Annotated in this window: 23 protein-coding genes; 12 read left to right on the top strand and 11 right to left on the bottom strand. The window is 65.6% G+C overall.

The window, feature by feature from the left end:
• Positions 1-472 precede the first annotated feature (472 nt).
• Positions 473-1,039, bottom strand: coding sequence for a DUF7342 family protein (locus C487_RS19160; RefSeq protein WP_006183898.1), 567 nt, complete (start codon positions 1,037-1,039; stop codon positions 473-475).
• Between the two features lie 297 nt (positions 1,040-1,336).
• On the opposite strand from C487_RS19160, the gene C487_RS01475 reads away from it, so the two are divergent.
• Positions 1,337-1,531, top strand: coding sequence for a hypothetical protein (locus tag C487_RS01475; RefSeq protein ID WP_006183896.1), 195 nt, complete (start codon positions 1,337-1,339; stop codon positions 1,529-1,531).
• A 5-nt stretch (positions 1,532-1,536) separates the two neighbouring features.
• Here the strand turns inward: C487_RS01475 and C487_RS01470 are convergent, their stop codons facing one another.
• On the bottom strand, positions 1,537-2,781 hold the full coding sequence (locus C487_RS01470; protein WP_049907771.1) for a tyrosine-type recombinase/integrase: 1,245 nt from the start codon (positions 2,779-2,781) through the stop codon (positions 1,537-1,539).
• A gap of 269 nt (positions 2,782-3,050) precedes the next feature.
• Here C487_RS01470 and C487_RS01465 point away from each other — a divergent pair, with 269 nt between their 5' ends.
• Complete coding sequence (locus tag C487_RS01465; protein WP_006183894.1) at positions 3,051-4,478, top strand: sodium-dependent transporter; 1,428 nt, start codon at positions 3,051-3,053, stop codon at positions 4,476-4,478.
• Between the two features lie 142 nt (positions 4,479-4,620).
• On the opposite strand, the gene gfo6 is transcribed toward C487_RS01465, so the two are convergent.
• On the bottom strand, positions 4,621-5,691 hold the full coding sequence (gene gfo6, locus C487_RS01460; protein WP_006183893.1) for a D-xylose 1-dehydrogenase Gfo6: 1,071 nt from the start codon (positions 5,689-5,691) through the stop codon (positions 4,621-4,623).
• 205 nt (positions 5,692-5,896) lie between these two features.
• Between gfo6 and nadA the strand changes: the two genes are divergently transcribed.
• From nadA to nadC, 3 genes are read left to right on the top strand one after another with little or no spacing between them, the layout of a single operon-like run.
• Positions 5,897-7,030, top strand: a complete 1,134-nt coding sequence (gene nadA, locus C487_RS01455) for a quinolinate synthase NadA (RefSeq protein ID WP_006183892.1) — start codon at positions 5,897-5,899, stop codon at positions 7,028-7,030.
• Positions 7,031-7,032: 2 nt separating this feature from the next.
• Positions 7,033-8,571, top strand: a complete 1,539-nt coding sequence (locus tag C487_RS01450; protein ID WP_006183891.1) for an L-aspartate oxidase — start codon at positions 7,033-7,035, stop codon at positions 8,569-8,571.
• Position 8,572: 1 nt separating this feature from the next.
• Positions 8,573-9,388 carry a carboxylating nicotinate-nucleotide diphosphorylase gene (gene nadC, locus C487_RS01445; RefSeq protein ID WP_006183890.1) on the top strand — a complete coding sequence of 272 codons (816 nt, stop codon included), beginning with the start codon at positions 8,573-8,575 and terminating at the stop codon, positions 9,386-9,388.
• 6 nt (positions 9,389-9,394) lie between these two features.
• Here nadC and C487_RS01440 read toward each other — a convergent pair whose 3' ends face one another.
• The 3 genes from C487_RS01440 to C487_RS01430 form a co-directional block, all read right to left on the bottom strand.
• The gene (locus tag C487_RS01440) at positions 9,395-9,961 is read right to left on the bottom strand and encodes a DUF7529 family protein (protein WP_006183889.1); all 567 of its coding nucleotides are present in this window, start codon (positions 9,959-9,961) and stop codon (positions 9,395-9,397) included.
• 132 nt (positions 9,962-10,093) lie between these two features.
• Positions 10,094-10,648 carry a class I SAM-dependent methyltransferase gene (locus tag C487_RS01435; protein ID WP_006183888.1) on the bottom strand — a complete coding sequence of 185 codons (555 nt, stop codon included), beginning with the start codon at positions 10,646-10,648 and terminating at the stop codon, positions 10,094-10,096.
• A gap of 89 nt (positions 10,649-10,737) precedes the next feature.
• Positions 10,738-11,451, bottom strand: a complete 714-nt coding sequence (locus C487_RS01430; RefSeq protein ID WP_006183887.1) for a lipoyl protein ligase domain-containing protein — start codon at positions 11,449-11,451, stop codon at positions 10,738-10,740.
• 56 nt (positions 11,452-11,507) lie between these two features.
• Between C487_RS01430 and C487_RS01425 the strand changes: the two genes are divergently transcribed.
• The 3 genes from C487_RS01425 (at position 11,508) to C487_RS01415 (ending at position 13,273) form a co-directional block, all read left to right on the top strand.
• Complete coding sequence (locus C487_RS01425) at positions 11,508-12,392, top strand: hypothetical protein (RefSeq protein ID WP_049907774.1); 885 nt, start codon at positions 11,508-11,510, stop codon at positions 12,390-12,392.
• A gap of 188 nt (positions 12,393-12,580) precedes the next feature.
• On the top strand, positions 12,581-13,072 hold the full coding sequence (locus C487_RS01420) for a PaaI family thioesterase (RefSeq protein WP_006183885.1): 492 nt from the start codon (positions 12,581-12,583) through the stop codon (positions 13,070-13,072).
• Between the two features lie 21 nt (positions 13,073-13,093).
• Complete coding sequence (locus C487_RS01415; protein ID WP_006183884.1) at positions 13,094-13,273, top strand: nitrous oxide reductase accessory protein NosL; 180 nt, start codon at positions 13,094-13,096, stop codon at positions 13,271-13,273.
• A gap of 55 nt (positions 13,274-13,328) precedes the next feature.
• Here the strand turns inward: C487_RS01415 and C487_RS20895 are convergent, their stop codons facing one another.
• The 3 genes from C487_RS20895 to C487_RS01405 all read right to left on the bottom strand — a co-directional run bounded on the left by C487_RS20895 (position 13,329) and on the right by C487_RS01405 (position 14,481).
• Positions 13,329-13,493: a hypothetical protein gene (locus C487_RS20895; RefSeq protein ID WP_162831885.1), complete on the bottom strand. Its 165-nt coding sequence runs from the start codon at positions 13,491-13,493 to the stop codon at positions 13,329-13,331.
• Positions 13,494-13,636: 143 nt separating this feature from the next.
• Positions 13,637-13,801: a hypothetical protein gene (locus tag C487_RS20890; RefSeq protein WP_006183882.1), complete on the bottom strand. Its 165-nt coding sequence runs from the start codon at positions 13,799-13,801 to the stop codon at positions 13,637-13,639.
• Positions 13,802-13,908: 107 nt separating this feature from the next.
• Positions 13,909-14,481 (bottom strand): cysteine hydrolase family protein, encoded by a 573-nt coding sequence (locus tag C487_RS01405; RefSeq protein ID WP_006183881.1) that lies wholly within the window; start codon positions 14,479-14,481, stop codon positions 13,909-13,911.
• Positions 14,482-14,748: 267 nt separating this feature from the next.
• On the opposite strand from C487_RS01405, the gene C487_RS01400 reads away from it, so the two are divergent.
• The 4 genes from C487_RS01400 (at position 14,749) to C487_RS01385 (ending at position 19,618) form a co-directional block, all read left to right on the top strand.
• Positions 14,749-16,461 carry an Hvo_1808 family surface protein gene (locus C487_RS01400; RefSeq protein WP_006183880.1) on the top strand — a complete coding sequence of 571 codons (1,713 nt, stop codon included), beginning with the start codon at positions 14,749-14,751 and terminating at the stop codon, positions 16,459-16,461.
• A 51-nt stretch (positions 16,462-16,512) separates the two neighbouring features.
• Positions 16,513-18,075: an Hvo_1808 family surface protein gene (locus C487_RS01395; RefSeq protein WP_006183879.1), complete on the top strand. Its 1,563-nt coding sequence runs from the start codon at positions 16,513-16,515 to the stop codon at positions 18,073-18,075.
• 30 nt (positions 18,076-18,105) lie between these two features.
• On the top strand, positions 18,106-19,266 hold the full coding sequence (locus C487_RS01390) for a nicotinate phosphoribosyltransferase (RefSeq protein ID WP_006183878.1): 1,161 nt from the start codon (positions 18,106-18,108) through the stop codon (positions 19,264-19,266).
• Between the two features lie 91 nt (positions 19,267-19,357).
• Complete coding sequence (locus tag C487_RS01385; RefSeq protein WP_006183877.1) at positions 19,358-19,618, top strand: hypothetical protein; 261 nt, start codon at positions 19,358-19,360, stop codon at positions 19,616-19,618.
• Positions 19,619-19,688: 70 nt separating this feature from the next.
• On the opposite strand, the gene C487_RS01380 is transcribed toward C487_RS01385, so the two are convergent.
• The gene (locus C487_RS01380; protein WP_006183876.1) at positions 19,689-20,288 is read right to left on the bottom strand and encodes a TIGR00296 family protein; all 600 of its coding nucleotides are present in this window, start codon (positions 20,286-20,288) and stop codon (positions 19,689-19,691) included.
• Positions 20,289-20,427: 139 nt separating this feature from the next.
• Positions 20,428-21,216, bottom strand: a complete 789-nt coding sequence (locus tag C487_RS01375) for an esterase/lipase family protein (RefSeq protein ID WP_241431045.1) — start codon at positions 21,214-21,216, stop codon at positions 20,428-20,430.
• Between the last annotated feature and the right edge of the window lie 236 nt (positions 21,217-21,452).

The following is a 21,452-nucleotide window of genomic DNA, read 5'->3' as shown; positions in this document are numbered from 1 at the left end:
GACGGTATCGAGGCCCTCTGGCGAGGCGACGTGAATCCCTATGTACTTTCCTCGATGGTAGCAAGCACGAGGGGAAGTACTCGGAGCGGATGAAATCGATTCTCGGCTGGGTGGTGAGATGGCAGCGTCAACGTTTGCATGTCGTCTGACCTGCTGTGTGATACGTTGATTTCATCTGCATCAGGAGGGTGTGTCCACCGGAGGAAAGGGGAGTCACCGGTCTCACAACCCGTCTGATATGTGATGACGAAATCCCTCGTTTCGTACCATCTTACCTCGAGAATTCCAGGTGTTGTCGATGATCTCCGATCACTAACGGTTGCACGTACCAGACGCGGGTGAGTCCTGCATGGCTCGAGGCTGACGCTCTTGATCGCCTCGCGACGGCTCAGAAAGCGGTGAATCACTCGCAGGGATTCCCTATCTGGGTGAGTGTCCCACCGCTTGATCGTCGGGACGTGGTTCGTAGTAGTCATTGCGACTCGGGGGACGCACGATCATCGGTGTGGGTCTCAACGAAAGCCGAGATCAGGCGACCATCGTTCTGTTGGAGTTGGCGCGCTGCCTCGTAAAGGAGAATATCCCGTTGGATACCGTTCCATGTACCGATTGCCTGCATCAGTTCATGTGTTGGCCGATCACTGTCCGATCTGTATACCGAGGCGGAATCCGGGCCTTCAACGCCGAACTCTTCTTTGAGTTCGGCTTCTTTCGCTTCCAGATCTCGAACCCGCTCAGCGAGATTTTGGACCGAATGATCTTCGGCGATCTGGATTATCTCTCGCCATTCCAGGTACGCGTCGTTCCGGCGGAACATGAGAGGCTTGTCTGGATTGTGGCATTCGACGATACCCATCTGGGTTAGACGTTTCAAGTGTTTCTTTGCGGTATTGGGCGCACATTTAGCGACCTCAGCAATCTCATGGTGTCTCACAGGTCCCGGAATGCCTAGAATTGCTTCGTAAACCCTCCCAAACGCATCGTTTTCCCCTTCCCAGGAATCGAGGATGTTGCTGACAACGTCTTCTGAAGGTTCCATACGGTCTGCTATCCGTCTGGCTCAAACTATTTTTTGATTTAGCAACTATCTGATTCACTAACCTACTTTTGCGAATAGCCCCTTGTGGTGAGTGTGAAGCACGCATCGGCTCTTGAAGGAAGCCCAAGATTGCTGGCCCCCATATCGTGGGTCAGTAGTCCTTCCATCGGAGTCGGGAAACACTTGATGACGTAACCGGCAACACGACGAACCAACAAATATGCCCACAGGAACGATCAGCATCCGCTCTACCGAACGCATCGCACGCAAATCGACCGTCCAGACGGAGGGAAAGCAATGAGCAGCCAGGAACCGCTCTCCGAAGTGAGTCGCTACGCGGACCGGAACACCGAGTTCCTGTCCCGGGTTCTCGCTTACGGCGATACGGAGGCGAGAGCGTATGCTCTGGCCCTCCTCTCGAACGGTGCCACGGCTGAGGATATCGATAAGATTCAGGCAGAACTCGATCGGATACGACGTAACCTCAAGTAATGGCGCTACTCGTCCGAGAGGGACTCGGCGAACGCCTGTGCGTCCTCGAGGATATCGGGATTCTCGTCGACGATCTCGGAGAACCTTCTCGCTTGCTGGATGTCCTCGAGGAACTCCGGGTTTTCCTGCGCGAGCCGGAAGACCTGGTCCCGGACCTCTTTCTGATCCTCTTCGATCGATTCGATCGCACCGTACTCGAGCGGCTGATTACACCAGACGCAGGTTTCCCGATGGCGTGGTGTGTCTTTCTGACATCGCGGGCATTCGACTGGCCCCAGTGGCTCAGAGTCGTCCTCTTCGACTTCGAGTCCATGCATTTTCGCGTACTCGTTGTCGGCTTCGCCGCCGAACCGTGCGACGTAGTGGGCTGTCGCGTCGCTGCCTCGCTTTCGTCCCTGGCGATCTTCGATAAACGCCTGGTTCATCCCCTGACGCGCGAGATACGTTGCGTTGGACTTCCGAAAATTGGTCGGTGTCACCGGCTTCTTGACACCGGCTCGTTCAGCCGAGTCGGCGAAACAATTGTTGAACTGCCGGTAGCTGAGCTCCTCGGGTTTCGTCAGTTTCGACCAGAGCGGCGCACTCGGGTTGTCCGGCTCGGGGTGGTCGTTCAGCCAGCGCTGGAGGTACGGCACGCTCGGCACCAGTGTGACCGACCGCTGCCCGGTCTTTCCATCGACGTGGATACGGAGACCGTGCTCGTGGTCACTCACGTTGCCGATAGTAAGGTTCTGGAGTTCACCGCTTCGGGCCCCAGAGTCGAAGGCGACGGCGATGAGGGCCGCGTCACGAGAATTTCTGGTGTGATCGATCATCGGAAGAACGTCGTTTTCCCATTGAAGCATATCGCCGGGATCGGGGACCGGATCGTGGCTGTTGGACATCCCCGATGGGACCCACTCGATACTCTTCGGGAGATCGTCACCGTCCGTCGCCCGCCGAGCGAAGACTCTGAGCGCGGTTCGGTAGTCGTGGTTCGTGTATTCGTTGTCGTAATTTCGATTGATCCACCGAACGAGGTCCTCTGCTGCGTCGCGGTTCTCGAGGGCGTCCGCGAGGCCACCGACGTTCTCAGCCAGGATGGTGCAGTGACGGAGCAACTTGTTGTGTCGATCATCAGTGTACTCCGATTTGAGCAGGTCAATCCTGTCGGAAAAATTTATGAGAAGTTTCTTATCTCTCTGTTTAATTTCATTCGACCCCTGGATTCTGTCTCGCAGATTTTCAATTTGCTTTCTGTTATCTGGCATTCAGTGAACACCGAGTTTTTATTAGGGAAGACATTGAACCTATCGTTAATGTCCCGGCCTAGGCTTCTCGCACTTTGGTCCCATCGTGTTGGTATAACGACCGATACTGGTCGCTCCGTCTCTACTTCTTGCCGATTCTCCGAACGTGGCGGTCTGTCGGGAGGTGAGTAAGCGTCGTGTTCAGCGTGCCTGATTCTATGTCACCGCGAATGGAGTTGTGCCACTGATAAACAAACCTTATGCGCGCCGAGTCGATTCCCTGAGACAGGATGGTACGTGAGAGTTGGGCGAGTCGTGCCGGATTTATCTTTGCTGCGGTCGGAAGTGCGATCGGGCTGGGGAACATCTGGCGATTTCCCTGGATGACCGCGGAGAACGGCGGGAGCGCCTTTCTGCTGTTGTATCTACTCATCGTTCTCGTCGTCGGGGTACCGGGATTGCTGGCCGCGTTCGTGATCGGTCGCCGGTCGAACCGGAACCCAGTGGGGGCGTTCAAATCGCTCGCCGGATCGCGTTTCTGGACGGCGTTGGGCGCGCTCTGTGTCGTCACTTCGATCATGCTGATGTCGTTCTACAGCGTCGTCGGCGGGTGGATCCTTCGGTACGTCCTCGAGAGCGTGACGGGTGCCTATTTCGCGAATCCCGAAACCCACTTCGCGGCGATCAGCTACGGTGCCGAAGCGTTCGGCTACCAACTCGCCGTCCTCGCGGCCACGTCTCTGATCGTCGCCGCGGGGATCAGACGCGGCATTGAGGCGACGACGAAGGTGATGATACCCGGTGTCGTCGTGTTGCTCATCGGACTCGCGATCTGGGCGGCCCAACAACCCGGTGCCGCGCAGGGATACGAGTTCTACCTCGAGTTCGACGGTGCCTACCTCGCGGAGAATTTCTTTTCGGTACTGGGAGGGGCCGCGGGCCAGGCGCTGTTCACCCTCTCGATCGGTGGCGGGACGATGATCACCTACGCCTCCTACATCGACGACGATCGCTCGCTGCCCCTCGACGCCTCGGCTATCGCCGTGTTCAACCTCGGGATCGGCATCCTGGCCGGCTTCGTGGTGTTCCCGTTGTTGTTCTCGTTCGCGCCGGGCCCGACCGAGGGCGGTCCCGGGGCCCTGTTCATCGGGATCGCCGGTGCGTTCGCGAGCCTGCCCGGCGGGCGACTTCTCGGCGCGGTCTTCTTCCTCGTCGTTCTCCTCGCAGCCCTGACGAGTCTAATCAGCATGCTCGAGATTCCGGTCTCGTTTCTGGTCGACGAGTTCGATCTCGAGCGGTCGACGGCGACCCGGGGGCTGTTCGCGCTGATCGTCCTCACAGGCGGCGTGAACGCGTTCAGCCCCACGGTGTTTACGCTGTTCGCGGACCAGCTCGTCGATCTGCTCTTGATACTCGGTCTAACCGGGTTCATGATGTACACGGCCTGGGTCCTCGGTCCGGCCGCGATCGAGGAGTACCTCGAAGGCGCGGGACAGCTCTCACGCCCACTGGTTGTCCCGTGGCGATACGCGATCGGGACCCTCTTCCCGGCGTTTCTCCTCTTTACGTTCTACGCCGACGTCGCGGCCCTGTTCGGGCTCTCTGCGGGCACGGGACTGTTGTCGGTCGCGACGCTGCTGACGGTGCTGGCGCTCGTCTTCGTGGCCCGCCGTTCCGGCCCCGACAGCCGGCCGCAACCGAGCGAGAGTCCGGACTGACTGGGACGAGTCGCTCAAACAGCACCGGTCTCCCTCGAGCGTCCCCTCTCCCGCCTCGAGGTCCTGTTGCAGTCGTCGGTGGGTTCGACCCCGGTCTGCGGTTCGAAGGGGTGATCGGTCGTCACCGGACCCGAACCGGGGCTCACTCGAGTTCGATTCGACAGTTGGTGTCGGCTGACTCGAACGCGGCTTCGATGACCTGCAGGTCCGCGAGGCCGTCTTCGCCGTCGGGTTCGGGGTGGGTGCCGGTCAGTACGCAGTAGCCGAAGTAGTCGAACTCCTCGCGGACCTCGTCGACCGGCGGGCCGGTGTACTCCATGCGAACATCGCCGCTCTCGACGATCATCTCCTGGGGAACGACGCCGCCGAACGGCGACTCGATGTTGATCATGCCGTCGGTGCCGACCAGTTCGAGCGCGCTCCGGGCGTGAGCGTCGAGACTCGCGGTACACGAGGCCGTCGCGCCGGTCTCGAACTCGAGTTGAAACGCGATCTGTTCTTCGACTGCGTCGAACGCCTCCCCCCGCGAGTGGGTGGTCGCGTACACCTCTGTTGGTTCGCAGTCTAGGAGGAACCGGGTCGTGTTGAGCGGATAGACCCCGAGATCGACCAGTGCGCCGCCACCGGCGAGTTCGGGATCGAGACGCCACGTGTCGGGAGTCGCGTGCTCGAGCAACGGATTCGAGAACCCGCCGTGAACCTGGACGATGTCGCCGATCACGCCCTCGCGGACGAGTTCCCGCGTGCGGCGAACCGTCGGTTCGGTCTGGAGTCGGTAGGCAGTCATCAGCGTCACGCCGGCGTCGACACAGGCGTCGACGACATCCCGAGCGCGCTCGACGGTGATCTCGAGGGGTTTCTCGCAGAGGACGTGTTTCCCGAACGCGGCCGCCGCGGTCGCATAGTCGCCGTGGAAGGCGTTCGGTGCCGCGACGTAGATCCCGTCGTAGGCGTCCGTCCGTTCTCCCGCGAAGAAGCCGTCGTAGTCGATGACGTGTGGGACATCGTAGGTCTCGGCGACGTCTCTCACCCGGTCGGACGAACTCGTGACCAGGACCGTCGTCTCGCAGTTGTCGCCCTCGGAAATCGCGGGAAGCGCACGCTGGCGCGCGAAGCCACCGATGCCGATAACCGCGAGGCGGACGGTTCCCTCGACCGATTCGTGTTCCCAGTCTCGTCGCGTGAAGTCCGTGAACGCGTCCTCGAGCGCCATACCTCTCCTAGGGCCTGCAGCGGAAAGGGCCACACTGAACGCTGTCCTGACTGTCAGCGCGTGGGATCTATCGATCCCGCGGAACAACCGATGACGAGTTTTCGAACCTCGTATCCGTCGATGGTATTCCCCCGGAACGGCCTTTCGAAGGAAAAAGTTATTCAATAGCCGCCACTGATATGCAAACAGCCACTGGTGACGTAAGATGGTCAAAATGGAAACGGCGAAGCTGGATACCGATCTGAGTCTGTTCAAATACGACAACCTCGAGCAACTCCCACCGAGATATCGGGAGCTCGAGGAAGACGAACGGACCGAACGCATCGATGCGGCGCTCGAGGAACTCGGCGACGATGTCGTCATCCTGGGGCACAACTACCAGCGACGGGAGATCGTCGAGCACGCCGACTTCATCGGTGACTCCTACCAGCTCTCGAAGGAGGCGGCCGAGGCCGACGCCGAGTACGTGATCTTCGGCGGGGTCACGTTCATGGCCGAGAGCGCGGACATCATCACGGACGACGACCAGTCCGTGATCCTCCCGAGCATGGAGGCGTCGTGTCCGATGGCCGGGATGGCCGAGGCCCTCCAGGTCGACAGCGCGTGGGCCGAGATCACGGCGGCCGCGCCCGATGCGGACATCATTCCGATCACCTACATGAATTCCTACGCGGACCTGAAGGCCTTCTGTGCGAGCCAGGGTGGGCTCGTCTGTACCTCTTCGAACGCCCACGAGGCGTTCGAGTACGCCTTCGACAAGGGTGACAAGGTCCTTTTCCTGCCCGACAAACACCTCGGGGAGAACACCGCCCACCGACTCGACATGGAAGACGAAATCGCCGAGTGGGACCCCTGGGACCCCGAGGGAAAAGACGCCGACGAGGTCGCGGAAAGCGACATCATCCTCTGGGACGGCTACTGCCAGGTCCACGAACGGTTCCGCGAGGAGCACATCGCGGAGATCCGGGCGAACAACCCGGACGCAAACGTCATCGTTCACCCCGAGTGTCGCCGCGAGGTCGTCGAGGCGGCGGACAAAGCCGGTTCGACCGCGACGATCTGCGAAACCGTCGCGAACGCCGATCCCGGCGATACCTGGGCCATCGGCACCGAGATCCACCTGACGAACCACCTCCAGCGGTGGCACCCCGACGTGAACGTCGTCCCGCTCTGTGGCGACGCCTGTATGGACTGCAACGCCATGCGCCAGATCGACCCGAACTACCTGACCTGGGTGCTCGAGGAACTCGCGGCGGGACGCGAACACAACGTGATCGAGGTCGCCCCCGAGGAGAAGGAACTCGCGGGCGTCGCGCTCGACCGCATGCTCGAGATCTAACCATGACCGAGACAGACACCGGGACGGCAACGACGACCGACGGCGAGGTCGCGGATGTCCTCGTCGTCGGCAGCGGTATCGCGGGCTGTGCGGCCGCCCTGTCGGCCGCACGGGAGGACGCGGACGTCCTCCTCCTGACCAAAGCGACCAAACCGGACGACGCCAGCACGGACTGGGCGCAGGGCGGGATCTCGACGACGCGTGGGAACCCGGCATCGCTCAAGACCGACATCATCGACGCCAGCGACGGCACCGCGGATCCGGACGCCGTCGATACCCTCGTCGAGAACGCCGACGACGCCGTCGAGGACGTGCTCGTCGACACCCTCGAGGTCGAGTTCGACCAGGGCGAGAACGGCGAGTTCGACTACACTCGCGAGGCCGCTCACTCGGCGTCTCGCATCCTCCACGTCGACGCCGCGACCGGGACACACATCCTGCGGCCGTTCCTCAACTACGTCGCCGACCACGAGCGGATCGAAGTGCGGCAGGATACCGCCGCTCTCGAGCTAATCACCGCCGAGGGGCGCGTCCACGGCGTGGTGAGCGACGAAGCGCCCGAGGGTCACCCGATCTACGCCGGCGCGACGATCCTCGCGACCGGCGGAATCGGCGCGCTCTACGGCCGCTCGACCAATCCGGCGGACGCGACCGGCGACGGGATCGCCATGGCCGCGCTCGCCGGGGCCGAGATCGAGGACATGGAGTTCGTCCAGTTCCATCCGACGGCCTACGCCGGCGAGGACCCGTTCTTGCTCTCCGAAGCCCTGCGCGGTGAAGGTGCCGTCCTCCGGAACGGCGACGGCGAACGCTTCATGGACGAGTACCACCCCAAGGGCGACCTCGCGCCGCGGGACGTCGTCGCTCGCGCGGTCGAAACGGAGCGCGAGGCAACCGGCGATGTCGTCCTCGACGTGAGCTCGCTCGAGTTCGAGGCCGAGTACCCCGCCATCGCCGGAAAGTGCCGCGATCGGAGTATCGACGGCGACGAGATCCCCGTCGCGCCCTGCGAGCACTTCCTGTGTGGCGGGATCGCCGTCGACGACCGCGGCCGGACCTCGCTCGATCGGCTCTATGCCGTCGGCGAGTGTGCCCGCACCGGCGTCCACGGCGCGAACCGACTGGCGAGTACCAGCCTGCTCGAGGGACTCGTCTGGGGGCTCCGAGCGGGCGATGATGCGGTCGGATTCGACCCCGAAGCGGTCGAGGCTCCCGAACTCCTGAACCGGGACCCCGCTCTTCCCGACCGCTTCGCCGCCGAGAAGTTTACGCGTCTCAGGCGGACGATGGACGAGTCCCTCGGTCTCGAGCGCGACCTCGACGAGATCGCCCGCGCGAGTAGCATCCTGCGGCGGCTCAAAGGCGAGGTCGACGCCTACATCCGAACCCGGACGGCGCGGGACCTCTACGAACTCCGCAACGCCAGCGTCGTCGCGCTGTTGATCGCGCGTGCGGCGAGCGAGAACACCGATTCGGTGGGCTGTCACTACGTCGCGACCGACGCCGACGAATCGACGGCCGAACCGCCCGCGGACGACTGAGATGATCACCGACGCACAGATCGAGCGCTGGCTCCGCGAGGACGTCGGCCACCACGACGTGACGAACCGCGTTCCCGGCGAGACGACCGGCAGGCTCGTCGCAAAGGAGGCGGGCGTCGCCGCCGGTCTCGAGGCCGCGGCGGCCGTCTTCGAGTACCTCGGCGTTACGGTCGTCGATCGACTCGCGGACGGCACCGCCGTCGAACCGGGCGACGACCTGCTCCGGGTCGAAGGGACCACACGTGACCTCCTTCGCGGTGAGCGCGTCGCGGTCAACCTCGCGGGTCACGCGTCGGGGATCGCGACGCGGACGCGGACGGCGGTCGAACACGCTCGGTCCGAGTCCGACGATGTCGCCATCGCCGCGACCCGCAAAACCACGCCCGGCCTGCGCGGCCTTGAGAAGCGCGCGGTCGTCGCGGGTGGCGGCGACACCCACCGGCTCGATCTCTCCCATATGGTCATGGTCAAGGACAACCACATCGCGGCGTTGGGACTCGAGGACGCGATCGCCCGCTTGCAGGAGCGCACGTCGTTCGCGACGAAGGTCGACGTCGAGGTCGAAGCCGTCGCGGACGCCCCGCGGGCGGCCGCGGCCGGCGCGGACATCGTCCTGCTCGACAACATGACGCCCGAGGAAACGCGGGCGGCCGTCGCGGCGCTCGCCGATCACGAGGGCGTTCTGGCCGAAGCCAGCGGCGGAATCACCGTCGCGGACGTTCCGGCCTACGCCGCGACCGGCGTCGACGTGATCTCGATGGGGTCGCTGACCCACTCGGCACCGGCGCTGGACCTCTCCTTTCGGACCGGCGAGTGACCGCCCTCAGTCGTCGGTCGGACTCCACGCCCGCACGTCCGACTCCTCGAGAAAGAGCGACGGATCGTCGTGGGAGAAGCTGACCCACCGGTCCGTCGACGCTGTCGTCACGTGGGTCAGGAGCTGTTCCTCCAGCAGTGCCGTTTCGAACACGTCCCGACAGGCCGATAGATCGTACGTGAGCGGGACGAAAATGGCCGTCTCGCTCGATTCGTCGCGCTCGACCGTCAACGCGAGCCGGCGCTCGCTCCCGTCGGCAGCGACCGGGCGGTAGTAGACGTTCGCCGACGTGATCGTGACCGCTCCCTCCTCGATGAGGTCCGCGACGATCTCGTACTCCGCGGCGCTGACCGTTACGTCGAGCCCGACCCGTTCGTCCCGATCGACCGGCGAGACGGCGGTCGGCTCGAGGACGACGACGTCCCAGCCTTCATCGCGGTACTCCTCCGCGATGGCGCTCACATCCGCGAGGAGGTCCGCCCACAGCGAGCCACCGGGTTCCGCGGCGTCAGCGGCCGCTGACTCGTGTGTCGCTTCCGGTCCGGCTGCTGGCTCCGACTCGTCGCGCGTCATCGGGACTCCTCCGATCGCGTTCGTGTCGTCATACTCGAGGCCGACGACGCGGAGCGGAAAAACGTTACCTCACTCCTGCTTCGCGCCGGTCGGCGTCCCCCTCGAGCGACCGACGCGCTCGGCGACCCGCGTCTACGTCTCGCCGTCATCGCTCGGGTCCGACGGCGGCAGGTCGAGCGGCCCGATCGCGTCACGCCAGATATCCTGGCCGTCGGGGTCACACGCTGCTTGCCACTCCGCCGGCGGCAGTATCGTCGCGTCGATCGCCCCGTCCTGGGCCGCCACCGGTGGGTCGATCCGTACCAGGTGGAGCAACGTCCCGACTCGGTCGTGCGATCGGAGCCGGTCCAGTGCGGCCGTCGCCTCCTCGACGGTCAGAAACGAGAGCATGCATTCGGTGACGAAGACGTCGATCTCGTCGATCCCGAACGCCTCGCGCAGCGACGCGACGAGGTCGTCGTCGCGAACGTCCGCCTCGAGCAGTCGCTCCCGGGTGGACGGTGCCGCCGTCTCCAGTATCGATGGGGAGGCGTCGAAGCCGTAGGCCGCCACGTCGTCCGCGCGCAACTCGGCGACGGTCGCCCCCGCGCCACAGCCCGCAACGACGACCACCGGCTCTCGGTCGCCGTCGGCGACGAATGCGGCGAACGCGGCGAGCGCCCGCACCCTGTCGTGGTTTTCTCCCATACGATACCGTCGGCCCGCGCGTCGAAAACCCTCTCGGCTCCGTCCGGCGGCGGGCGGCGGTCACACCTCTGCTCGTAGGCCGGTGGCCGCTACCGTCCCTCGCCGATGTGTTCGATCGAGACATCGCTCGCGTCGCCGATCAGCGCCTCCTCGAGCGCCGTTCGGACGGCATCGGGATCGGACGGCCCGCCGGCGGCCGCGACGGTCCCGACTGACGCCGGATCGAGCGGCACTGCGAGCGCGTCGTAGACCCGCTCGAGCACGTCCGCGAGTTCCTCGCGGGCGGCCACGAGCACGATGCCGGCGACGAGGGCGGCGTCGCTCCGGACGCGCTGGGCGATACCGACGACCTTTCGCTTTCGACCGGCCGCGCTCGCGGCCCCGACCGACAACGAGTGCGTTCCAGGGCAAAACGAGTCGTCGGGTTCCCCCGGGATCGGCTCGAGGCCGAGCGTCCGAAGCGCCCGCTCGAGGGCCGCCGAGACGCGGTCGTATCGCTCGGTCGAGCCGGTCCGGAAGTCCGCGACCGGTTCGGCGCGGGCGAACGCCAGCGTCGTCGTCCCGTCGTAGGCGACTGCCCGCCCGCCGACGCCGCGCTCGACCGGCCGAAAGCCCCGCTCGTCGGCGCGTTCGCGGGCGCTGTCGTACCCGTCGCGGCGCGCGTCCCGGCGGCCGAACGCGACCTGTCGGTGGGGCGTCCAGACGCGGACGGCCGATTCGCCGGCGGCGGCCACCGAGAGCAGTCGCTGACTCGCGTCGCGATCGGCCGTGACGGACGATGCCCGCCCACGAAATACGCGCATACCCGCCGTTCGACCCGGTGCATCTAAACGTTCACGCTACCCAGACCGAGACGACGATGGCCGTCACGCTTCCCGAGGCCGTACTGGCGCGCTACGAGCGCTTCTCGCTGTACAACTCCCCGTATCCCGCCCACGACGGCGGCTGTGCGATCGATCTCTACCCCGGGACCCTCGCCGACGGACGGACGACCGCCGCGCCGAGTCCGGTCGCGGGCACCGTCCGCGAGACCCGAACCGTTCGCGCGCCGCCGAAGCCCTACGCGCCCGACAACGACCACCTGATCCTGCTCGAGCCCGCGGACTCCAGCCCGTTCGCCGAGCTGACGGTTCGCATCCTGCACGTCGACCCGGCGGTCGATGCCGGCGATCGCCTCGACCGTGGGGACTCGCTCGGTCGGCTCGTCCGCGCGGGGTTTTTCGCACCCTGGGTCGACAACCACCTCCACGTCGGGTTTCGCAGCCCGGACCGGAACCCCTATCGGGCATCGGGCTCGCTCCCGATCGCCCTCGACGCGACGGTGTTCCCGCTCGAGTGGGACGGTACCGGCCGGGTTCGATCGACCGGCGACACCTACGCGGTGCTCGATGCACCGACCCACCCCGATCCGGGTGCGGCGTTCGTCGGCGTACGGGCCGACGGCGGCGGCGTCCTCGACGGCGGCGTCCCCCACTACGCCGGCGGCGGGCTGCTCGAGCGGCCCGAACCGCCGGCGGCGGACGAACCGACCGTCTCGCTGAACGGCGACCGCCTCGGCGTCGCCGACGGCCGCACGATCGCGTGGGACGACGTGACCGTCACCGCAAACGGCGAGCCGATCACCGGCCTGTCGCTGTTCTGCGCGCGCGACGGGGAGTTCGGTGCGAAACTGATCTGTCCGGACCGTTCGTTCGCACGCGGCGAACGGGTCCGGGTTCGGGTTCGCTCGAGCGCAGGCCTCTGAAACGCCCGCTCAGTCGTCTTGCATCGGTTCGCCGTCGTGTCCGTACCGGGACGGGTCTCGATATTCTTCCCTCTCCAACGCGGACGCGCCGTTTGAGCCGACCGTCGGGCACTTCTCCTGATGAACGCCGAACAACGGACGCGCCGGGAAGCGTAGCTGTCAAGACCGTTGCCGACGGACGGGCGGCCATGACCGAGGAGACGCCGACGACGGACGCACTCGACGAGGCCGACGATCTCGAGGGGATGCTCCAGTACGTTCTCGACGAGAACCAGGAGTTCCTCTCGTGGCTCGGGACGACCGTCGACGATGTCGGCGACGGGACGATGACGATGTCGATCCCCTACGACGAGAAACTGACGAACACGCGACCGACGGCGTCGGCCGACGAGCAGGCGGACCTCCACGGCGGCGTCGCGGCCACGCTCATCGACACCGTCGGCGGCCTCTCCCTGCGGACGGCCATGGACGACCCGTTCGATGCGCGGATCGCGACGATCAACTTGAACGTCAACTACCTCCGGCCGGCGACGAGCGATCTCGTGGCGACTGCGGACGTGATCCGAGTCGGCGGCAGCGTCGGCGTCAGCGAGATCACCGTCGAAAGCACGACCCCCGACGGAACGACGAACCCCGTGGCGATCGGCCAGGGCGCATACCGCGTGTTCCGATCCGAGTAGCGGGCGTCGGCCGTCCCGTGCTTGTCCCACGCGGCCGCCGCGGCGTTCGCGGACGCGACGGAGTGCTTCTACGTCGTCGACAGCGACGTACGCGGTGCAATGGGTGACGACTACTTCCCCTTCTCCGAGTACGAGGCGGCTACCGCGTTCGCCGACAACCACGACGGGGACGTGCGCCAGTGGGAGCACCTCGTCGACTAGGTCGAACCGAGACCGTTTCTCGAGCCGTCCGGGCCGCCCGAGACGCCGTTTCGCGTCAGTCGTCGGCGGTCACGGTCCGGAGGCGGAACACGAGCACCACCGTGATGAGTCCGAACACGACGGCGTACGCCGTCGCACCGAACGAGAGGTAGTACCAGAGCGCGTACGCGCTGCACGCCATGCCGAGCAGGTATACCGGTCGCAGCTGTTGCTCGTTCATTCGACACCCCGCCCCGTTCTCGACCCGAGTCGGGCTCGGCCGATCGGCTCGGTCGACCCCGGTTGCGCTCCGCTCATACCCACTCGTTCGACCGACGATCGGAAAAGCCTCTCTCACTTGAGTCCGACCGCGGGACGCGTCTCTCAGCGATCGGCGGACAGCATCCGTAGACGAACCACGAGATACACCGCCACGAACGCGAACGCGGCGGCGTACAGCCACGTCCCGCTCGTGACCGCGTACGCGAACGCCACCGCGTTCAGTGCGATGCCACCCAGATAGAGCGGTCGCAACCGCCGTCGGTTCATTCGCTCTCACCGTCGCTTGGCCCGTCGAGGCGCGCTCGGATCGCGGTCATACCCAGTGTTGGACCGAGACCGTGAAAAATCGCCGGTGTGGCTGCGTCGCCGGTCGGTTACGCGAACTCGATCGCGGCGCTCGGTTCGACCTCGCCGAACAGCCACGCGGCGTGTTCGAGGGCGTACTCGTGGTGGTCGTCCTCGATCGCGCCGATACAGTCCTCGACCATGATCGGGCGGAAGTCACGCAGTCCCGCGCTACCGCCGGTGTGGAGCACGCAGACGTTCGCCAGGGTGCCACAGATAACGAGGTCGTCGATTCCGCGAGCGTTCAGCCATCCCTCGAGTTCCGTGTTGTGGAAGGCGTCGTAGGTGTGTTTCTCCACGACGTTGTCGGCCGCTTCGACCGGGAGTTCGTCGACGATTTCGGCCTCCCAAGAGCCCTCGAGAACGTGTTCGCCCCACTGTTCGAACTCGTCGTAGTAGTGGGCATCGTCGAACTGCTCCGGCGGGTGGATGTCGCGAGTAAACAGCAGCCACGCGCCGGCCTCGCGGGCGCGATCGACGAGGTCGGCGATCGGTTCGAGAACGGCCTCGCTGCCCGGCGCGTACAGCGCCCCGTCCGGATGACAGAACCCGTTTTGCATGTCGACGACGATCACCGCCGTGCTGTCTGGCTCGAGACGCATGAGTACGCGACGGTACGTCCGGGATCGGCAAAACGTTCGCGGGACTCCCGAGCGCGGCGCGGGCGATCCATCGAGACGCCGCCCGTCGGCCGCCGACCCCGAACCGTCAGGCGGCGCGAGACGCGAGCGAGCGTCTCCTGTCTCGAACACGGCCCAGTCACCGACGGCCGCCGTCGTGGGACTGCCTCCCGACGTAGCCGTTCCCGTAATCGTCGTCCTTTTTACACTCCTCTCCTTACGGATAGCTATCCGATTCAGATGACATGGATGTGCACCCGTTCTTCCACCGCCCTCCTCGCAGTAGCTCTCGCGACACTCCTCGTCACCGGCGGGCTCGCCAGCCCGGTCCTCGCGGCGGGGCCGGCCGCCGGCCCGACCGACGCCGCCGTCCAGTCCACGACCCCGACCGGCGGCTCGTCCCTCGACTCGACGACTGCCGCGGGGTCGACGGCCACGGAAACGACGGCCTCGAGTCCGGCGAGCGCGGCCGTCCAGGACGCCCGTCCCGACACACCCTCGACCGAGGATACCGTCGGCTACGTCGAGGGCTACTGGTACGACGATCCCCTGCCGGTCGACAACCAGTCCGACGCGGTCGTCGACGAGGACGACCTCGACCCCGTCGTCTACCGCGCGATGGCCCGCGTCGAGCGAATCCGTAACCGCACCTTCTCCGAGGAAGTCGATGTCAACGTCATCTCCCGGTCGGAGTACCGGGAGACCAACGGCGACCGATTTACCAACATCTCCTCGGCGAGCCGCCTCGAGGCGAACGTCGGCTACGAGGCGCTGTTCATGGTCGACCGGGAGACCGACGCGGCCAACGCGACACAGACGGTCTACGGCGGTTCCGTCGGCGGGTCCTACCACCCCGAGACCGACCAGATCGTCATCGTCTCCGAGAACCCCGACACCCCCGAGTTAGACGAGGTCACGCTCGGGCACGAACTCGTCCACGCGCTCCAGGACCAGCGGTTCAACCTGTCGCGGTTCCACGGGACGACCCAGGACGAGGACACCGCCATGAGCGGGCTGATCGAAGGCGACGCGAGCCGCGTCGAACGCGAGTACGAAGCGACCTGCGGTCGCGAGTGGGACTGTCTCGTCCCGCGCGACGACGGCACTGGCCAGCTCCCCGACATCAACTGGGGCATCTACTTCAGCGTCTACCAGCCCTACAGCGACGGGCCGGACTACATCAACTACCTGCGCTCCCAGGGCAACGATTGGGAGGCAGTCAACGCGGCCTACGACGACCCGCCGCGGACGACCGCGGCAGTGATCCACCCAGGATCGGAGCGCGAGCCCGCAAACGTCTCCGTCCCCGATCGCTCGAGCGCGGACTGGCGACAGCTCCGAACCGACGGCGACGCCGCAACGGACACTATCGGCGAGGCGGGCATGGTCGCGATGTTCGCCGCCGACGCGCTCGCGGACGACCGGGACGCGGTGATCGACGCCGCGGACCTCTTCGAAGGACCGGAGAACTACAACTACAACCACTCGTACACGAACGGCTGGGCCGGCGACAAACTGGTCGCCTACACGAACGACGAGGCCGATAGCGCGAGCAGGCCGGCCGATGCGGCCGGCCGCGCCGGCTACGTCTGGCGGACGCAGTGGGAGTCCGGGACCGACACCCAGCAGTTCGTCAACGGCTATCTCCGACTGCTCGAGAACCACGGTGCCGACGCCGTCGACGGGCGACAGGACACCTACGTGATCGAGGACGGCGGCTATTCCGGCGCGTACTATCTCAATCGGACGGGAGAGACGCTGACGATCGTCCGCGCGCCCGCCGTCGACGACCTGTCGAACGTCGAGGCCGGTGCCGCGCCCGAGGGCGAGGACACCCTCGAGATCGACGACCGGAGCGATACCGTGTCCGGCTTCGGTCCGGGGGCCGCAGTGGGCGCGATCGCGACCGCCCTGCTCGGGACCGGGTTCCGAGCCGTCGCCGACCGCCGCGATCGCGACTGACTGACGCGGCCGATCGACGCCCATTTCACGGTCTCGGCGAACACTGACGCAATGAGGCTTCGCCTGTTCGCGGTGCTCGCGCTGGTCGTTCTCTCGGGCTGTGCACTCCCCGGCAGCCAGAGCGGGTTCGACACCGACCGCGATCTCGGATACGTCGGCGACTACGCCCACGACGATATTTTCGCGTTCGATACGGCCGATGGACTCACCGAGTCCCAACTCGAGGCGGTGAAGTACCGGTCGATGGCCCGGATCGAGACCATCCGCGGGCTGAAGTACGAGCGCGACGTCTCCCTCGAGATCGTGAGCCGCGCCGCCTACCGCGACCGGCGGGCGGGCGGAACCGGGAACGCGTCGGCATTCGAGAACGAGGTCTGGCGGGGCGCGTTCGTCGTCGACGGCGAGACCGACGTCGAACGGGCGTTCGACGACCTCTACGGCGACTCGATCCAGGGCTACTACGTCGACGACCGGATCGTGATCGTCACCGAGGACGCCGACGAGATCCGGATCGATCGGCGAACGCTGGTCCACGAGCTGACACACGCGCTACAGGACCAGCACTTCGGCATCGGACGCGAGAGCGAGACGATCGACGGTGTCCGCGCCGAAAACGGGCTGCTCGAGGGCGAGGCGGGCTACGTTCCCGAACGGTACGATCGTCGCTGCGGGGCCGAGTGGCAGTGTCTCCCCGACACCCAGCCGCCGGTGGCGTCCGGCGCGGCGCTCACCGATCGGCCGTTCAACGTCGGCCTGTTCCTCTCGATCTACGTCCCCTACGCCGAGGGGCCGTCGTTCGTCGCCGACCTCCACGAGCGCGACGGTTGGCATCCCGTCGATCGCGCTCACGACGAGCCACCCCGAAGTACCGCCCAACTGATCCATCCCGAGCGCTATCCCGACACGCGTCCGGTCGAAGTCACCGTTGCGGACCGCTCGAGCGACGACTGGCACCCCATTACTGACCGAGCGGATGCGACCGACGACCGGAACGGAACCGTCGGGGCCGGCGGGGAGCCCCGAACGGAGACGGTCGGCGAGGCGACGCTGTTCGCGACCCTCTGGGCCAACGGTGCGATCGACCGCCCGCTCACTGCGGGGACGCCGGACCGCGCCCAGTACAACTACTCGCATCCCGCGACCGCGGGCTGGGCCGGCGACAGCATTCGGGTTTACCGGCACGCGGACGAGCCGACTCGAACCGGCCACGTCTGGCGACTCCAGTGGGACAGCCCGGCGGACGCGGCCGAGTTCGCCGACGCGTACCGTCGGCTCCTCGAGACCCGCGGGGCCGAGCCGGTCGACTCCGCCGCCGGCGTCTTTCGGATTCCGGACGGCGACCCCTTTGCCGGCGCGTATCGCGTTTCGAAGACCGGAACGACGGTCGACATCGTCGGTGCACCGACCGTCGGCGACCTCGGGGCGATCCACGCTGCAACTCCCGGATCGACATCGCCGCCCGAGTCCGCGGCCGCTCTGGAGTCGGGGGCCACTGTCGCGTCGACGGCGACTGTCAGCCCGTCGGTGGCACCGACCGTTGCGGTGCCGACATCGTCTGCCGTCGCCGATCCGGAGACGGGACGGCAACCGCCGCGCCCGCCGGTAGACGGGTAGTTTTTTTGTCTCCCACGGGAAACCGGCGATATGTCAAACCCGTTCGGCACCGTTCCCCCGGCAGCGATTCTCGAGGGGGATGCCACCGATGCCTACTTCGAGCGCACGCGGGCCACGCTCGAGCACGCGGAGAAGAACCCCCACGTCGTCGCCGAAGTGACCGCCGACCAGTTCCCGACCGGCAGCTTCGACGTCTTCACTGGCGTGAAAGACGTCGCGACGCTGTTCGAGGGGCGGGACGTCGACATCGATGCGCTCCCGGACGGCCAACTGTTCGACGGCGGTCCAGTTCTCCGAATCGAGGGCCCGTACCTTGCGTTCGCCGAACTCGAGACATCGCTGCTCGGCTTCCTCTCACAGCCGAGCGGCTTCGCGACGGCCGCGCTCGAGGCCCGGCTGGCCGCCCCGGATTCGCTCGTCCTCTCCTTCGGTGCGCGACACGTCCATCCCACGATCGCCTCGACGGTCGAACGAGCGTCGCTGCTGGCCGGGCTGGACGGGTTCTCCCACGTCGCGGCGGGCGAAATACTCGATCGAGAAGCGGGCGGGACGATGCCCCACGCGCTCATGTTTTGTTTCGGCGAGGGCAATCAGGCCGACGCGTGGACGGCGTTCGACGAGGCCGTCGACGAGGATGTGCCCCGAATCGCGCTGGTCGATACCTTCTGGGACGAGAAAAGCGAAAGCCTGCTCGCAGCCGAGACGCTCGGTGACGACTTGGACGGGGTCCGGATCGACACCACCGGGTCTCGACGAGGGAACTTCCGTCATATCATCCGCGAGGTCCGCTGGGAACTCGACGCTCGAGGCCGCGAGGATGTCGATATCTTCTGTAGCGGCGGGATCGGGCCCGACTCGATCCGTGCCCTGCGCGACATCGCCGACGGTTTCGGCGTCGGGAGCCACATCACCGGTGCCGACTCGGTGGACTTCAGCCTCGATATCGTCGAAATCGAGGGCGAACCGATCTCCAAACGCGGCAAACTATCGGGGGTCAAGGACGTCTATCGAACGCCCGCGGGCGGTCACCACGTCGCGCTCGCCGATGGCGACGGACCCGAGGAGGGCGACTCCCTGCTCGAGCCACTCGTCCGCGACGGCGAAATCGTCCGCACGGTCGCGCTCGAGGACGCGACCGAGCGCTGTCTCGAGGACGCCAGCGCGGTCGGGTTCGACGGATCGACGGCGTAGTCCGACGCCGTCCGGTCGGCGGCCCGTCGACGGGCCGCGAACAACCATCGGACCGTTGAACTTTTTTATTGTCGGAACGAATAGACGCGTAATGAGCTCGCAGACGCGGTCCGACGACGGTCACTCCGAAATCGCCACGCAGCTGGCGATCCGTCTCGTCCTCGTCTTCGCGGTCGCCGGATTCTGTACCTGGGTCCTGCTCCCGTGGCCGTCCGCCCTGTCGGTACCGCTCGTCCTCGTCGTCGACCTGATCGCCCTCTGGGTTTCCGTCCACTACGTGTTCGCGGCCCTGAACGATCTGCTCGAGGTCAAACTCGCCGATCTGAATCGACCGTCACGATCGGGCGACTGAATCAGTGTCTCCGGTAGAAATCGCGCCGCTCGTCGTTTGGCGACCGTCGATCGACGGCCGTCGGGTACTCCTATACTTCCTCGATACTCCCGTCGGCGTCGCGTTCGCGGAACACCTGCCCCTCGAACAGGGTCACGACGATGTCGTCGTCCTGCCAGGCCCCCGGCGCGAGTTTCGCTTTCCGGCAGGTTCGATCGAGGTATTCACGCGCGCTCCAGTCGTTTTGGACCGGTACCGTCGGGTAGAGCCAGCCACCCTCGCCACCGTCGATGGCGACGCCGTGGGTACCGAGCTCGAGGTCGGCCAGCGGATCGTCCGTCAGGAGGACGTTCTTGACGGTACAGACCGAGACCGTGAGGTTCGGCAGTTCCGACGGGCTCACTTCCGAGCCACAGGAGTCCTCGCTGGCGGCCTCGATCGCCGCGTCGACGATGACGTGGCCGAGTTGGTCGTCCGAGCGGTAGCCACCTGCACAGCCCCGTAGGCTCCCCCGACCGCGGGTCGACTCGAGGCGGACGAACGCCCCGGTTCGCTCGTAGAAGGCTTCGCGCATGCTACCCGGTTGTTCTCGTTGCCCGTGTTGTACGTAAGATTCGACGGATTCGCGCGCGAGTTCGACTGCGCGAGCCCCGTCTTCGTAGGAGAGGTCAGCGCCCTGTCGCTGGGACATACAGATGGACAAGGGGATAGTCGTCCTAAAACGCTTCCATTCGTCTCGAGACGACGGGACCACGCGAAACGGGCGATACATTCGCCAGCCGTGAGCCCGAGAATTGGATGCGGACGGTCGACTCCCGAGTGCGGGTCGATCAGCGAAAGTCGCTGACTACCCGGTCCATACAGCCGATCGGTCGATCCGGCTCGAAGTACGTACAGTGCCCGGGCACGGACCCCGTGACGTCGACATCGCGGTAGTTGCTCGGCGTCGAGCCGTCGTCCCACCAGCCCCCGCAGTCCGCACCGCTACAGCCCAGTCCGTCCTCGATCGTGGTCACGTCGTAAATCGTACAGATGGTCCCGTCGTCCTCGGAGCGGTAACTATACACTGCCGTGGCGGACGTTCGAATTCCGGCGGCGTATCGGCCACTGTCACAGACCGAATCGTCCTCGATGGCAGCCCCGAGCAGCGCGACGGTATCGAGGACGACGTCACCATCGAGTTCGGCGAGGGCCCCGAATATCACGCGGGCTCCCAGCGAGTGACCGACGACGCGAATCGTCGTCCCCGAGTCCCGTTGGAACTCCTCGCGGAACCATCGACCCAGCCGGACGCCGGCGTCGTCCGCCCTGTCTTCCGCTGCCCAGAAGTTCAGTGTATCCGAGGCCCACGACGCGGCGATCACCGGCGCGCGGTAGCCTGCGTTCTGAAGCGCCTGCCCGAGCGCGTACGTCTGGTCGTCGCTTCGGGCTCTCCCTTTCCAGCCGTGAACGAACAGACAGAATTCGTCCGCGCTTGGCCCCCCAACACGGGGGACCTCCTGTGTCAGATCAACCGTGGGGAACTCCACCGGTGCAGTCGGCCAGTTCGTACAGTCCTTGAGTTCGCCACCAACCGCCGAGGTACTGATCGCGGTCAGTCCGGTCACACTGGCTGGCACAGTCGATGTCGCTCGGAGTAGCCGTCGGCGCGTCGGCTCGTTCGAACGAGTATCGCTTTCCGTGCCGTTTCTCCCCTTGGTATGTTTACTCATGTGGTGTCCATCCCAAAACTAATATTCGGTAAATAACTTTGGACGGACGACCGGGGTGGTGTTAAGTTAGGAACGAGGCGGTCGAAGCTTCGGATGTCCATGGCCGAAATCGACCGCCTCGATGTCTCTACTGAGTGGATAGA

The sequence above is a fragment of the Natrinema pallidum DSM 3751 genome (assembly GCF_000337615.1).
GTDB lineage: Archaea > Halobacteriota > Halobacteria > Halobacteriales > Natrialbaceae > Natrinema > Natrinema pallidum.
This window is presented reverse-complemented; position numbering and strand designations above follow the sequence as displayed.